Here is a 12,756-nt window from a genome sequence, read left to right as displayed (position 1 = left end):
CAGCCAAGCTATCAGTTGATTCGGGCCATTGGTAACAACGCTGAAAGATCTGTATTTATGCTGGACCGCCTCGTAACCTTCTTCAAGGCTCTGCCATCCGGTGAGAGCGGCAAAGGACGTTTTTCCAAAAATGACCCGCGCCTTGCGGCAGCGGCATTGATGTTCCATGTCATGGATGCCGATGGCGAGCGGCGCAAAGTGGAGCGCAAGCGCCTGTCGCAGCTGATCTCCGAGGCCTATGGCCTGAAAGGCGAAGCACTGAAGCGTCTGCTTGAAGACAGTGAGCAGGCTGATCAGGAGGCCGTGGATCTCTACAGCTTTACCAGCGTTCTCAAGCGCAACCTTGACGAAGAGGCCCGAATTCACTTCATTGAGCTAATGTGGGACGTGGTATTCGCCGATGGGTCTGCGCATGAGCTGGAAGAGAATGTCGTCTGGCGCGTATCAGAACTGATTGGTGTTTCTTCCCGTGATCGGGTGACGATGAAGCAGAAGGCAGCCCTTCGCGCCAAACAGCCGGTGCAAGAGGAATAGGATCGAAAGAATGTTCCAGACGGACTGGGCGGAGAACAGGCAAGTGAAACGCCCGAAAATCCTCACGGTACTGCATCAGGAACGCTCAAGTCCCGGCCGTGTCGGCCAACTGCTGCTACAATCCGGCTTTGATCTTGATATTCGCCGTCCGCCGCTTGGTGATGATTTGCCTGAAACGCTGGAAAATCATGCGGGCGCCGTCATTTTTGGTGGCCCGATGAGCGCCAATGATCCGGATGAATTTGTTACAAGAGAAACCGACTGGCTGTCCGTGCCGCTTGCGGAAAACAAACCCTTTCTTGGAATTTGCCTGGGCGCGCAGATGCTCGCCAATCATATTGGCGGCAGGGTTGGTCCACACCCCGAGGGTTTGGTGGAAATCGGCTGGTATGAACTTGAGGCCACCGAAGCCGGCAAAGCTCTGATGGATTGGCCATCAATGGTCTATCATTTTCATCGCGAGGGTTTTGATCTGCCACGCAGTGCCACCCTGCTGGCAACCGCCAAGGCCTATCACAATCAGGCCTTCCGCTATGGTGAGAATGCCTGGGGCGTACAGTTCCATGCGGAACTCACCCGCGCCATGATGCAGCGCTGGGTGGTGCGTGGCTCCGAGCGTTTTACGATGAACAATGCCCAGCAGGGGCGTGAACATCTGGAAGGCCGTCTGGTCTACGATGCCATGCTCAAAGCATGGTTGCAGCGGTTCCTTGGCACAATTTTTAGTGCGCCTGTTTTGGCTTAACTTAAGTCCGACCCTGCAGGTTGCGCGCCTTGCGCAATTGCGGGAACCAATATGCCCATAGCCCTGCCACAGCGATTGTACCGATGCCACCGAAGACCACCGCAGGAATGGTGCCTATCATGGATGCCATAATCCCGGCGCGGAACTCGCCCAGTTCGTTCGACGCGCCGACAAACACCATATTAACTGCATTGACCCGGCCACGGACATGATCAGGCGTCCAGAGTTGCAGCAGCGTTTCTCTGATATAGACGCTGATCATGTCAGCAGCCCCCATCAGCGCCAGCAAGGCGATGGACAGCCATGCGAGGTGGGACACGCCGAACATGATCGTCAGTAGGCCAAAGAGAGCGACGAACAGGAACATGATCATGCCCGCATGATCGCGGATCGGATGGCCTGCTAGCCAGAGCGCGGTCAGAATAGCGCCGATACCGGGCGCCGCCCGCAGCATGCCAAGTCCCCAAGGGCCAAGCTGAAGAATATCGCGGGCATAAACGGGCAAGAGCGCCACCGCACCACCCAGAAGCACGGCGAAAAGGTCGAGTGAAATCGCGCCAAGCACGACTTTCTCTTTCCAGATGTAATGAAACCCGGCCATCAGTGTCCGGAATGATTTCTGCTCGGTCAGCGTGTGCTGGGTCGGCTTAGGAATAGAGAAAATACAGATTGTTGCAACGGCCAGCAGGATTGAAGCGATGCCATAAGCGATGGCGGGTGACAGGCCATAGAGTAAACCGCCCGCGACAGGGCCAACGATTGTGGCGATCTGCCAGGCCGAGGAATTCCACGATACGGCGTTCGAAAACACCTCTGTCGGTACAAGATTGACGACGAGGGAAGCGGAAGCCGGCCCAAGAAAGGCGCGTCCCACACCAAAGCCCGCCAGAATGGCAAAGACGGCGAGAGGCGAAAATGCATGGGTGAGCGTCAGCAAAAGCAGCAGGACAGCGCAGATCACTTCGACGCCGAGGGCCAGTCCCATGATGAAGCGCCGACCAAAACGATCAGCTGCCGCGCCAGTGATGAGAACGAGCAGCAAGGATGGAGCAAACTGTACGAGCCCGACCAGTCCAAGATCGAAGGGATCGCGCGTCAGATCATAAATCTGCCAGCCCACAGACACGCTGATAATCTGGATCGCAAAGGACCCGAAGAAGCGGGACAGCCAGTAACGGGTGAAGGACGAATGGCGAAAAGCGGCGTAGCGATCGTGTACCGCATTCGTTTCAGGGAGGGTCATTCGATGAAAGGCTCCGGAATTTGGAGACCTCTTCTAGAGCAATTTTCAGCAAAAAGGGATAAATAAATGTGAAATATTATGTCGTTGTGAGAGCGCAAAAATTGGGCCGGAAGAACCGGCCCAAATTATTCGTGAATGGATTGGATGCTTAGTCTTTACCGAGAAGCGCCTTCCAGATGATCGCGCCAACAACGGCACCAACAAGTGGAGCAACCCAGAAGAGCCAGAGCTGGCTGAGTGCTGCCGTCTGGGCAAACAAGGCAACGCCGGTAGACCGGGCCGGATTAACAGAGGTATTCGTCACCGGAATCGACACCAGATGGATCAGGGTCAGTCCCAGACCAATGGCAATCGGGGCAAAGCCCGCCGGAACGGATGATGATGTTGCTCCAAGGATGATGATGATGAAGAAGGCTGTGAAGACAACTTCAGCAATCAGGGCGGCGGTCAGTCCAAACCCACCTGGAGAAAGTTCACCATAACCATTGGAAGCAAAGCCTTTGACACCGGCAAAGTCCGCCTTGCCCGAGGCTATCAGATAGAGTACCGCCGCCGCAGCAATGGCGCCGAAAACCTGTGCGATCCAGTAAGGGATAAGATCCTTGAAGTCGAAGCGTCCCGCTACGGCAAGGCCAAGCGAAACAGCGGGATTGAAGTGGCCGCCGGAAATACCGCCGACCGCATAAGCCATGGTTAGAACCGTAAGACCAAACGCAAAGGCAACACCGAGAAAGCCAATGCCAAGGGCTGGAAATCCAGCGGCAAGTACGGCACTGCCGCAACCGCCAAGGACGAGCCAGAATGTACCGAAGAATTCGGCTGACAGTTTATTGAGCATGGAAACCCCCTAGATAAAGTGCTTGCCGGAACTGCCCGACTCACAACTATAAGTTATTCCCGTTTTCAAAATTCAACAATAACGTTCAATTGTACCTCCGGGGATGCTGTTGTTCTCTTGATGATATAGCTTCTGTGCAATGGATACTTGGTTTGGCCATTGCCAAAATGGCGCGCGCTTTGATTCTCGCAAAAGCAGCTGCCTCTTGCCCGAGAGCACGCCAATCGCTACATGTCGCGTGATTATCAGGAGAAACCTATGCTCGCTCTTATCCGCACGATTGATCTGGCCCTCGATATCTACACCTGGATTCTGATTGCCAGTGCGATCTTCTCATGGCTCTACGCGTTCAACGTAATCAATTCGAGCAACCGGTTTGTCGCTTCAATTGGCGAATTTCTCTACCGGGTGACGGAGCCTGCCTTGCGTCCTATCCGGCGCTTCCTGCCCGATCTGGGTGGCATTGACATATCCCCGATCATCCTGCTGCTGATTATCTTTTTCCTTCGCCAGTTTCTGTGGACCACAATCGCGCCGCTTCTGGTTTAACCGCAGCGTTGAGCACGGCTTTCTTCCGCAAGGAGCGTGACGGTATCACGCTCCTTGTCAGGCTGACGCCAAAGTCAGCCCGCGACGGGATTGAAGGTGTTGAAGAAACGGGTGACGGACGCGCCCATCTGAAAGCCCGTGTGCTGGCAGTGCCGGAAGATGGAAAAGCCAATGCCGCGCTGGAAAAGCTGCTGGCGAAATCGCTTGGAATAGCGGCGCGCGATGTTTCGATTGGCACAGGCGCCACATCACGGCTAAAACAGGTAAAGATATCGGGCGATCCGGAAGCGCTGGCCTTACAGCTCGAAACACTGGGATCGCCCTGATATAATCAGGCCTTCTTGGCGTTGTGACGCTCAATGGCTTCAGTGATCAGTTTGCGGGCGGCATCTTCATCACCCCAGTCACCAATCTTCACCCATTTGCCGGGTTCCAGATCCTTGTAATGTTCGAAGAAGTGCTGGATCTGCTTCAGCGTGATCTCAGGCAGGTCCGTGTAGTTGTGGACCTTCTCATAACGCAGGGTCAGGTGCGGTGAAGGCACGGCGATGATCTTCTCATCCTGTCCCTTATTGTCTTCCATGACGAGAACGCCAATGGGACGCACGTTGATCACGCTGGTTGGCATCAGGGCACGGGTGTTGCAGATCAGCACGTCAATCGGATCACCGTCATCCGACAGGGTGTGCGGAACAAAACCATAATTGCCCGGATAGGTCATCGGCGTGTGCAGGAACCGGTCGACAAACAATGCGCCGGAATCCTTGTCGAGTTCGTACTTGATCGGTTGACCGCCGACTGGAACCTCGATGATGACGTTGACATCTTCAGGGGGATTATTGCCGACCGAAATGGCATCAATGCGCATATTTTCAGAGTCCTTGTTGGTTTGGGAGTGCTGTAAAGATTTTTACGCGGTGACGCAAGAATTGCGTCGCATATCTACGTCCCGAAAACAGAGGGGCAGGTCCAATTGAATGAAATAAGTGCAGACAAGGCCGCAAAATCACAGACATAACAAGAAATATTGTGTCGCAGGCACCAAAGAGGCCTGTTCCATAAAACCAGAGATTTTCGAATAATGGGCAACTAGCTCCAGACGAAAGCGACTTTCTTCAACGTCTTTCCTTCGAAACATTCAACGCCTTCGGCCACATCCTTGCCACCCGCGTTCTGATAGAAGTTGATCGCGAGATCATTGTCTTCAAGAGCCCAGACAACCATGCCCTTAAGGCCCTGATCGACAAGGCTGCGTCGCGAAGCGCCGAGCAGGCGCGTCCCAAGGCCCAATCCCTGATACTCAGGGCGGATGTAAAGCTCGTAGACTTCACCTTTTTGTGGCAACTGGCGCGCCCTGTTTGGTCCTAGCGTGGCATAGCCCGCAACCACGCCGCCAATATCGGCGACGAGAATCTGAGTGGAGCGGCGAATGGCTCTCGCCCACCAGTCGGCGCCGCGACGGTGCAGCATGGTGTTGAGCGAACGGTGCGGAATGATGCCCCTATAGGCACCTTGCCAGGCAGCCAGATGCACAGCGGAGATTTCGCCCGCATCGGCCAGTTCAGCTCGTCTGATCTCGGTCACATGGGTGTTCATGGTTTCTTAACCATAGACCCGCGCGTCGGGATTTCGCAACTGGGATTCAGAACGATTTTTTGTGTATTGCACCAAAAAGAAAAGCGGCGAAAATCGCCGCTCTTCTGATCATTGAATGTGGATTGGCTTATGCGGCGCCAGCAGCCTTGTTGCTCTTTTCGAAACGCTTGCGCTCGTTCGGATCAAGGTACAGCTTGCGCAGACGAATGGATTTCGGCGTGACTTCAACCAGTTCGTCATCCTGAATCCACGACAGGGCGCGTTCCAGCGTCATGCGGATCGGCGGTGTCAGCTTGACGGCTTCATCCTTGCCTGCGGCGCGAATGTTGGTCAGCTTCTTGCCCTTGAGCACGTTGACTTCCAGATCGTTGTCACGGGAATGGATGCCGATGATCATGCCGGCATAGACCTTGACGCCAGCTTCGATAACCATCGGGCCGCGATCTTCCAAGTTCCACATGGCGAAGGCAACAGACTCGCCCTGATCGTTGGAGATCAGAACGCCATTGTTACGCCCTGCGATTTCGCCCTTGAAAGGTTCGTAAGCGCGGAACAGGCGGTTCATGATGGCAGTGCCGCGTGTATCGGTCAGAAGCTCCGACTGATAGCCGATGAGGCCACGCGTCGGTGCGTAGAAAACCATGCGAACGCGATTGCCGCCGGATGGGCGAAGCTCGACCATTTCAGCCTTGCGCTCGGACATCTTCTGCACAACGGTGCCTGAATATTCCTCGTCAACGTCGATCAGCACTTCTTCGATTGGCTCAAGCAGGTCGCCATTTTCGTCCTTCGTCATAACAACGCGGGGACGCGAAACACCAAGCTCGAAACCTTCACGGCGCATGTTCTCGATGAGAACGGCAAGCTGCAATTCGCCGCGGCCGGAGACGAAGAACGAATCCTTGTCGCCTGACTCTTCAACCTTCAGCGCTACGTTGCCTTCGGCTTCCTTGAACAGGCGGTCGCGAATAACGCGGCTGGTAACCTTGTCGCCTTCCGTTCCGGCCAATGGCGAATCATTGACGATGAACGACATGGTGACTGTTGGCGGATCGATTGGCTGCGCATGCAGAGGCTCGGAAACCTCGGTGGCGCAGAATGTGTCGGCAACAGTGCCCTTCTGCAGACCGGCGATGGCAATGATGTCGCCCGCATGGGCTTCTTCGATTGGCTGGCGCTCAATACCACGGAATGCGAGGATTTTTGAGATACGGCCGGTTTCAAGCTGCGTGCCGTCGCCGTGCAGAACCTTGACCTGCTGGTTGGACTTGACGGTACCGGAATGGATGCGGCCGGTGATGATACGGCCGAGGAACGGATCGGCTTCAAGGATCGTGCCGATCATCTTGAATGCGCCTTCGCCGACGGTCGGGGCAGGCACATGGTCAAGCACCATGTCGAACAGGGCGGACAGGCCCTGATCCTGCGGACCTTCCGGGTTGCGTGCCATCCAGCCATTGCGGCCTGAACCGTAAAGGATCGGGAAGTCGAGCTGTTCGTCTGTTGCGTCGAGAGCGGCAAAAAGGTCGAAGACTTCGTTGACGACTTCTTCATGGCGCGCATCAGGACGGTCGATCTTGTTGATCGCAACGATGGGGCGCAGGCCAACCTTGAGGGCCTTGCCGACAACGAATTTGGTCTGTGGCATCGGGCCTTCGGCAGCGTCGACGAGAACGATCGCGCCGTCCACCATGCTCAGGATACGCTCGACTTCACCGCCGAAATCGGCGTGGCCTGGCGTATCGACGATGTTGATGCGTGCATCCTTCCAGACGACCGAAGTGGCCTTGGCAAGAATCGTGATCCCGCGTTCCTTTTCGATGTCGTTCGAATCCATCATGCGTTCGGCAACGCGCTGGTTGTCACGGAAACTGCCGGACTGTTTCAGAAGTTCGTCGACAAGCGTGGTTTTGCCATGGTCGACGTGTGCGATGATCGCGATGTTGCGCAGTTTCATGAGTTTCTCTTTTGGAGGATTGTGGACGCTCACATGCTGGCGCCGCTTTGCATTTGCGCGCTCCATACATGTTTTTTCGCAAATGCGAAAGGGGGGATACGCTTTTGGCTGGCCCTTGCCTGCATTACAGCTATGCAGGCGTGACGGCTCTCGGACGGTATCAAGCGCGGCAAATCCGGGGAGATGCCGCGCTTTTCGTCAGAGAAGAGTGCCCGATAGGAAGACGAGGGCAATCGAGAAATAGATCACCAGCCCTGTTACATCGACCAGCGTGGCCACAAAAGGTGCCGATGCGCTGGCAGGATCGAAGCCGATCTTTTGCAGGATAAAGGGCAGCATGGACCCGACAAGTGAGCCGAAGGTCACGATACCGATCAGGGCTGCGCCGACGGTTGCGGCAATCAGCATCCAGTGCGGGCCGTAATTATAAAGGCCGACCATCTGCCACGTGGTGATGCGGATAACGCCGATGACGCCGAGGAAAGAGCCGAGCACCATGCCTGTGGGCAGTTCGCGCAAGGCAACCCGCCACCAGTCCTTCAGACGCAGTTCCTGTAGCGCCAATGCGCGGATCAGTAGCGATGTGGCCTGCGAACCGGAATTGCCGCCGGAACTCATGATCAGCGGGATGAACAGGGTCAGCACAACGGCCTTTTCCAGTTCGCCTTCGAAATACTGCATGGCGCTGGCGGTCAGCATCTCGCTGAGAAACAGCACGCCGAGCCAACCAGCGCGCTTGCGCAGCATCTGCACGAAGCTGATCTGCATATAGGGCTTGTTCAGCGCCTCCATACCACCGAACTTCAAGGTGTCTTCGGTCATTTCCTGTGTCATGGCGTCGATCACATCATCGACGGTAACGATACCGATGATGTGATTGTCGTCATTGACCACGGGAACGGCGAGCAGATCGTGCTTGCGGAAGAGCCGGGCAACATCCTCCTGATCGGTCAGCGGGCCAACCGTTACCGGGGCAACGTCGCGGCCAACGCTCATAATGGAATCATCAGGCTCGCTGGTGATCAGGCGGCGCAATGCAACAGCCCGCAACAGACCTTTGGTCTTTGCGTCAGTTACATAGATTGCATAGATCGTTTCGCGGGACCGTTCGACTTCGCGAATATGCTGCAGTGTTGCCGCCACGTTCCAGTCGCCGGGTACGCTGACAAATTCGGTGGTCATCAGACTGCCTGCCGTATGGGGCGGATAGTGCAGCAGTTTGCGCAGCGCAGCCTTGGTTTCCTGCCCGAGGCTGGAGGCAAGGCGGATACGGGTTTCGTCATCGAACTGCTGGAAAATATCAGTAACGCGGTCGGCCGACATGGCGTCAAGCAGCTCACGCGCAATGGGTGCTGGAAGCTCGGCAATAATCTCGGCAGACGAGTGCAGTTCCGGCTGATCGAGGATCAAAACCGCGTGATCTCTCGGCATTTCAGCGAGAATGCCGACAGCATCCTCGACATCGAGTTCGTTGAGCAGTTCAACAGCATCAGCGGCCTGCATGGCGGCAAGCTGCTCTGCTATATTGGATGCCTGTGCCAATTCGGCATTGACTGCATCCTTATTCAAGCGAAGGTCGTTCATTTTAGCTCGCCTTTCTGTCGATCCGCCGTCACGGCTGATCGGGGCGAGCTGATCTCTTAGAATCAGGCCACGATCGCCGATGACGGCGCAAACAATCGACTATGACTGTCGTCGTTGGGCATAAGAGATAGACTCCGGTTTGGTGATACGCGGCCGAAATTTCCCGGTCGCGTGCTGCCATTTGGTCCCCTCCACGGGGAAAGTCAACCCCCGGGAAATTATGCCGCAGGCTGCCGAATTGCTGGCGTTTTTATAGGCTCAATCAGAAGCGCGTTTGCCGCCTCACGCCTTCACTTTTGCGTTTAGCGGATCGTAGAGCGGCTCAAGGTGAATCTTGGCGGGGAAGCGTTCATTGGCGACGATCAGTTCATATGTTCCTTCGGTCAAAAAGCTGTCGCTTACACCGTCCATATGACGGACATAACCGAAGCCAATGGGCTTGCCGATTGTGTAGCCAAAACCGCCACTGGTAAGGTACCCAACCGTCTCGCCATTGCGCAGGATCGTCTCGCGTCCCAGAAGCACGACATCCTCATTGGCAACAGTGAAACCGACAAGGCGTTTCTTGAGAGGTGCAGCCTGAATAGTCTGGCTGGCCTTGCGTCCGAGAAATTCTGTGTCCTTGCGTAACTTGACTGCCCAGCCGAGCCCGGCCTCAAAGGGCGAGTCATTGGGCGTGATATCAGAACCCCAGGCGCGGTAGCCTTTTTCCAACCGCAGCGATTCCAGCGCCCGATATCCAACCGGTGCAATACCGAATTCTTCGCCTGCCTGCATCAGGGCATCGAAGACCGTGCCAGTGGCGGCAATCGGAATATGCAGTTCCCAGCCAAGCTCGCCGACATAGGTCACGCGCAGGGCGCGAACTGTCGCTCCAGCTATCTTGATCTCTCTGACATGGCCGAAAGGAAAGGCACTGTTGCTGACATCGGTATCCGTGACGCGCGACAGGACATCACGCGCCTTTGGACCCATGAGCGAAAGCGTGCCGAAATGCTCGGTGATATCAACGAGGCGTGCATCCAGCCCCTCATCGATATGTTCCTTGATCCAGGCAAAGTCATGGGTGCGGAAGCCCGTGCCGGTGACGATGTAGAACTTGTCTTCGGCAAGTCGCGCAACGGTGAGATCGCATTCAATGCCGCCGCGGGTGTTGAGAAGCTGCGTATAGGTCAACCGCCCGACGGGCTTTGCAACATCATTGGCGCAGATGTAATCAAGCGCCTTTTGCGCGTCCTTGCCTGTCAGTTCATATTTGGCGAAGGAGGACTGGTCGAAAATGCCGGCCTTTTCCCGCACCAGTGCATGTTCTTTGCCAACCTGATCGAACCAGTTCTGACGACCCATGGAATAAATATCGACAGGCTCCGTACCATCGGGTGCAAACCAGTTGGGGCGTTCCCAGCCGAGTTTCGATCCAAAGACCGCGCCGTGTTTCTTCAGGCGATCATAGAGCGGTGAGACAATGGCTGGACGCCCGGATGTGTATTCCTCGTGCGGAAAGCCAATCGTGTAGTGTTTGCCATAGGCTTCCAATGTGCGGTCAAGCACCCAGTCACGGTCACGATGGAGATTGGAAAAGCGCCTGATATCGACAGTCCACAGATCAAGCGGTGCTTCGCCATCGACAACCCATTGGGCCAGCACCCAACCCGCGCCGCCGCCGGAGGCAATACCAAAGGCATTGAACCCTGCGCCAACAAACATGTTGGAGCACTCAGGCGCGCGACCGAGAATGAAATTACCATCCGGGGTAAAGCTCTCCGGGCCGTTGATCATCTGCTTGACGCCGACGGTCTCAAGCGCGGGAATGCGCTCCATTGCCTGCATCATATGCTGTTCGAAATGGTCGAAATCATCATCGAACAAGCGGAATTGCCAATCTTCAGGCACATTGCCAGTCACCCATCCCTGCGGATTGGGTTCGTACCCGCCCATGACCAGACCGCCAACCTCTTCCTTGAAATAGGTGCGCCTGTCAGGATCGCGGATGGTCGGTGCGTCTGATGACAGGCCGTCGATCTTTTCCGTGATGATATATTGGTGTTTTACAGGTTGCAGTGGCACATTGATACCCGCCATCGCGCCGACTTGCCGTGCCCACTGGCCCGCACAATTGACCACTTTTTCACAGGCGATGTCACCCTGATCAGTCTTGACCTTGATGATACGCTCGCCATCCATCTCGAACCCGGTGACACGGATATTTTCGATGAGTTTCGCGCCGTTCATACGCGCGCCACGTGCCAGCGATTGCGTGATATCAGAAGGGCTTGCCTGTCCGTCGGTCGGCAGCCAGCTTGCGCCGACCAGATCATCGACCCGCATCAACGGCCACATGGCCTTGACCTCCTGCGGCGAAAGAAGGTGCATCTCCATGCCAAAACTACCCGCTGTAGTCGCCAGACGGCGAAACTCGGTCCAGCGGTCCTGATTGGTGGCAAGCCGCAGGCAACCGGTCATTTTCCAGCCCGTCGCCAGACCGGTTTCCTCATCAAGACGTTTGTAAAGATCAACCGAATATTTCAGGACCCGGGTGATGGATGCGGAGGAGCGCAACTGGCCAACAAGGCCCGCCGCGTGCCAGGTGGAGCCCGATGTCAATTGTCCCTGCTCAAGCAGAATGACATCCGCCTTGTGGTCTTTTGCAAGATGATAGGCCGTCGAACAGCCGATGATACCACCGCCGATAACGACGATCTGGGCGTGACTGGGCAGAGTCATGATTTGCTTCCGTATGTGGTTCGAAACCGGTCCAGCGCTTGTTCCAGACGCTCCAGATTTTCATGGGTGTAGGCGACGTAATCGACGCCGGGTGCATTGAGATAAAGCTCTGACACCATGCCCCACATGGCTTCGCGCAGTAGCGAAGCGCATTGCATCGCCGCATGGGCGCGCTTCAGCCCGTAGTCGGGAGAGGCCTGGAAATAGGCTGCCAGCAAGGCTTCCGATTCTTCTTCCGTCAGACCGGAGTTGGACGCGATACCGGCCAGATCGAACATGGCGGTGGAAAAACCGGCATATTCAAAGTCGATCAGCCACAGGCGTTCGCCATCATCGAGAATATTGGCGGGCAGAAGATCGTTGTGGCCGAAGATGATCGGCAGTGGCTTTTGCACAGCCTCCATCTCGGCCGCAATGGCGAGATAACCGTCCAGTTGGTCACACATGCGGCTTTTGCCCGCCTTGAGCGTGCGGGCATAGTCACGGATGACGTGAAACACCCAGAACATGAAACCGGGACCGGTGATGTGATCCGGCATTGCTGTGTGAAATTGCCGGATCAAAGTGGCAATACCGGCGATGTTGTCGCGCACATCCTGTGCAGCGTAGGTTTTTGCGCCCAGAAATGCCGATACCATTATGCCGCCATCGGCGTAAAACAATTCGGGTGCAAATCCCGCGCTATGCGCGGCCTTCGCCGTCATGGCCTCGCGGTCGCGAAAGACGTGGTGGAAGGGATAATCCTTGCCAAACCGCACCACATATTTGCGGTGCTGATCTTCGACGACATAGCTCTCATTGCTGATCCCGCCCTTGAGCAGCGTCACGCTGATATTGCCATGCCACAGGGGCAAGGCAGCAATTCGGGCTTCGCTGGTCTGGGTCTGCGTCATCGGGCAATCCAGAAAACGAGCACCCGCCTTGGGTGCCCTATATGGCAAATCTCATCTGCATGACCTCCGTTGTCAATCCGCCTTTGTGAGTTT

12 protein-coding genes are annotated in these 12,756 nt (G+C 55.9%); 4 read left to right on the top strand and 8 right to left on the bottom strand.

The genetic code is table 11. The annotated features are described in order from the left end of the window. The first annotated feature begins 57 nt into the window (after nt 1-57). On the top strand, nt 58-534 hold the full coding sequence (locus tag AB4Y96_RS03085; RefSeq protein WP_441915578.1) for a TerB family tellurite resistance protein: 477 nt from the start codon (nt 58-60) through the stop codon (nt 532-534). A gap of 10 nt (nt 535-544) precedes the next feature. Beyond that, a complete protein-coding gene (locus tag AB4Y96_RS03080) occupies nt 545-1,279 on the top strand; it encodes a glutamine amidotransferase (protein WP_441915576.1) in 735 nt (244 codons plus the stop codon). 1 nt (nt 1,280) lies between these two features. Here AB4Y96_RS03080 and AB4Y96_RS03075 read toward each other — a convergent pair whose 3' ends face one another. Further along, a complete protein-coding gene (locus tag AB4Y96_RS03075) occupies nt 1,281-2,522 on the bottom strand; it encodes an MFS transporter (protein ID WP_441915575.1) in 1,242 nt (413 codons plus the stop codon). Between the two features lie 148 nt (nt 2,523-2,670). Beyond that, nucleotides 2,671-3,360, bottom strand: a complete 690-nt coding sequence (aqpZ, locus tag AB4Y96_RS03070; RefSeq protein ID WP_441915573.1) for an aquaporin Z — start codon at nt 3,358-3,360, stop codon at nt 2,671-2,673. A gap of 258 nt (nt 3,361-3,618) precedes the next feature. Here aqpZ and AB4Y96_RS03065 point away from each other — a divergent pair, with 258 nt between their 5' ends. Continuing rightward, a complete protein-coding gene (locus tag AB4Y96_RS03065; RefSeq protein ID WP_091879534.1) occupies nt 3,619-3,909 on the top strand; it encodes a YggT family protein in 291 nt (96 codons plus the stop codon). 8 nt (nt 3,910-3,917) lie between these two features. Next, complete coding sequence (locus AB4Y96_RS03060) at nt 3,918-4,235, top strand: DUF167 family protein (RefSeq protein WP_441915571.1); 318 nt, start codon at nt 3,918-3,920, stop codon at nt 4,233-4,235. Between the two features lie 5 nt (nt 4,236-4,240). Here AB4Y96_RS03060 and ppa read toward each other — a convergent pair whose 3' ends face one another. The 6 genes from ppa to AB4Y96_RS03030 form a co-directional block, all read right to left on the bottom strand. After that, nucleotides 4,241-4,777, bottom strand: a complete 537-nt coding sequence (gene ppa, locus AB4Y96_RS03055) for an inorganic diphosphatase (protein WP_091879537.1) — start codon at nt 4,775-4,777, stop codon at nt 4,241-4,243. Nucleotides 4,778-4,998: 221 nt separating this feature from the next. Continuing rightward, nucleotides 4,999-5,505: a GNAT family N-acetyltransferase gene (locus AB4Y96_RS03050; RefSeq protein ID WP_091879538.1), complete on the bottom strand. Its 507-nt coding sequence runs from the start codon at nt 5,503-5,505 to the stop codon at nt 4,999-5,001. A 127-nt stretch (nt 5,506-5,632) separates the two neighbouring features. Then, nucleotides 5,633-7,462 carry a translational GTPase TypA gene (gene typA, locus AB4Y96_RS03045; protein ID WP_091880217.1) on the bottom strand — a complete coding sequence of 610 codons (1,830 nt, stop codon included), beginning with the start codon at nt 7,460-7,462 and terminating at the stop codon, nt 5,633-5,635. 198 nt (nt 7,463-7,660) lie between these two features. Then, nucleotides 7,661-9,046, bottom strand: coding sequence for a magnesium transporter (gene mgtE / locus AB4Y96_RS03040; RefSeq protein WP_441915569.1), 1,386 nt, complete (start codon nt 9,044-9,046; stop codon nt 7,661-7,663). A gap of 282 nt (nt 9,047-9,328) precedes the next feature. Next, entirely contained in the window at nt 9,329-11,770 is a 2,442-nt protein-coding gene (locus AB4Y96_RS03035; RefSeq protein WP_441915567.1) for a GcvT family protein, read from the bottom strand. Then, a complete protein-coding gene (locus AB4Y96_RS03030; protein WP_441915565.1) occupies nt 11,767-12,663 on the bottom strand; it encodes a phosphotransferase in 897 nt (298 codons plus the stop codon). Before AB4Y96_RS03030 ends, AB4Y96_RS03035 begins: the two co-directional genes overlap by 4 nt. Nucleotides 12,664-12,756 lie beyond the last annotated feature (93 nt).

Source organism: Phyllobacterium sp. TAF24 (assembly GCF_052113785.1).
Lineage (GTDB): Bacteria > Pseudomonadota > Alphaproteobacteria > Rhizobiales > Rhizobiaceae > Phyllobacterium.
This window is presented reverse-complemented; position numbering and strand designations above follow the sequence as displayed.

Excerpts from the sequence above, each read along its gene's own strand:
- AB4Y96_RS03085 (WP_441915578.1), top strand. The coding sequence starts at position 58 with ATGCTGGACCGCCTCGTAACCTTCTTCAAGGCTCTGCCATCCGGTGAG.
- AB4Y96_RS03080 (WP_441915576.1), top strand. The coding sequence starts at position 545 with ATGTTCCAGACGGACTGGGCGGAGAACAGGCAAGTGAAACGCCCGAAA.
- AB4Y96_RS03075 (WP_441915575.1), bottom strand. The coding sequence starts at position 2,522 with ATGACCCTCCCTGAAACGAATGCGGTACACGATCGCTACGCCGCTTTT.
- aqpZ (WP_441915573.1), bottom strand. The coding sequence starts at position 3,360 with ATGCTCAATAAACTGTCAGCCGAATTCTTCGGTACATTCTGGCTCGTC.
- AB4Y96_RS03065 (WP_091879534.1), top strand. The coding sequence starts at position 3,619 with ATGCTCGCTCTTATCCGCACGATTGATCTGGCCCTCGATATCTACACC.
- ppa (WP_091879537.1), bottom strand. The coding sequence starts at position 4,777 with ATGCGCATTGATGCCATTTCGGTCGGCAATAATCCCCCTGAAGATGTC.
- AB4Y96_RS03050 (WP_091879538.1), bottom strand. The coding sequence starts at position 5,505 with ATGAACACCCATGTGACCGAGATCAGACGAGCTGAACTGGCCGATGCG.
- typA (WP_091880217.1), bottom strand. The coding sequence starts at position 7,462 with ATGAAACTGCGCAACATCGCGATCATCGCACACGTCGACCATGGCAAA.
- mgtE (WP_441915569.1), bottom strand. The coding sequence starts at position 9,046 with ATGAACGACCTTCGCTTGAATAAGGATGCAGTCAATGCCGAATTGGCA.
- AB4Y96_RS03035 (WP_441915567.1), bottom strand. The coding sequence starts at position 11,770 with ATGACTCTGCCCAGTCACGCCCAGATCGTCGTTATCGGCGGTGGTATC.
- AB4Y96_RS03030 (WP_441915565.1), bottom strand. The coding sequence starts at position 12,663 with ATGACGCAGACCCAGACCAGCGAAGCCCGAATTGCTGCCTTGCCCCTG.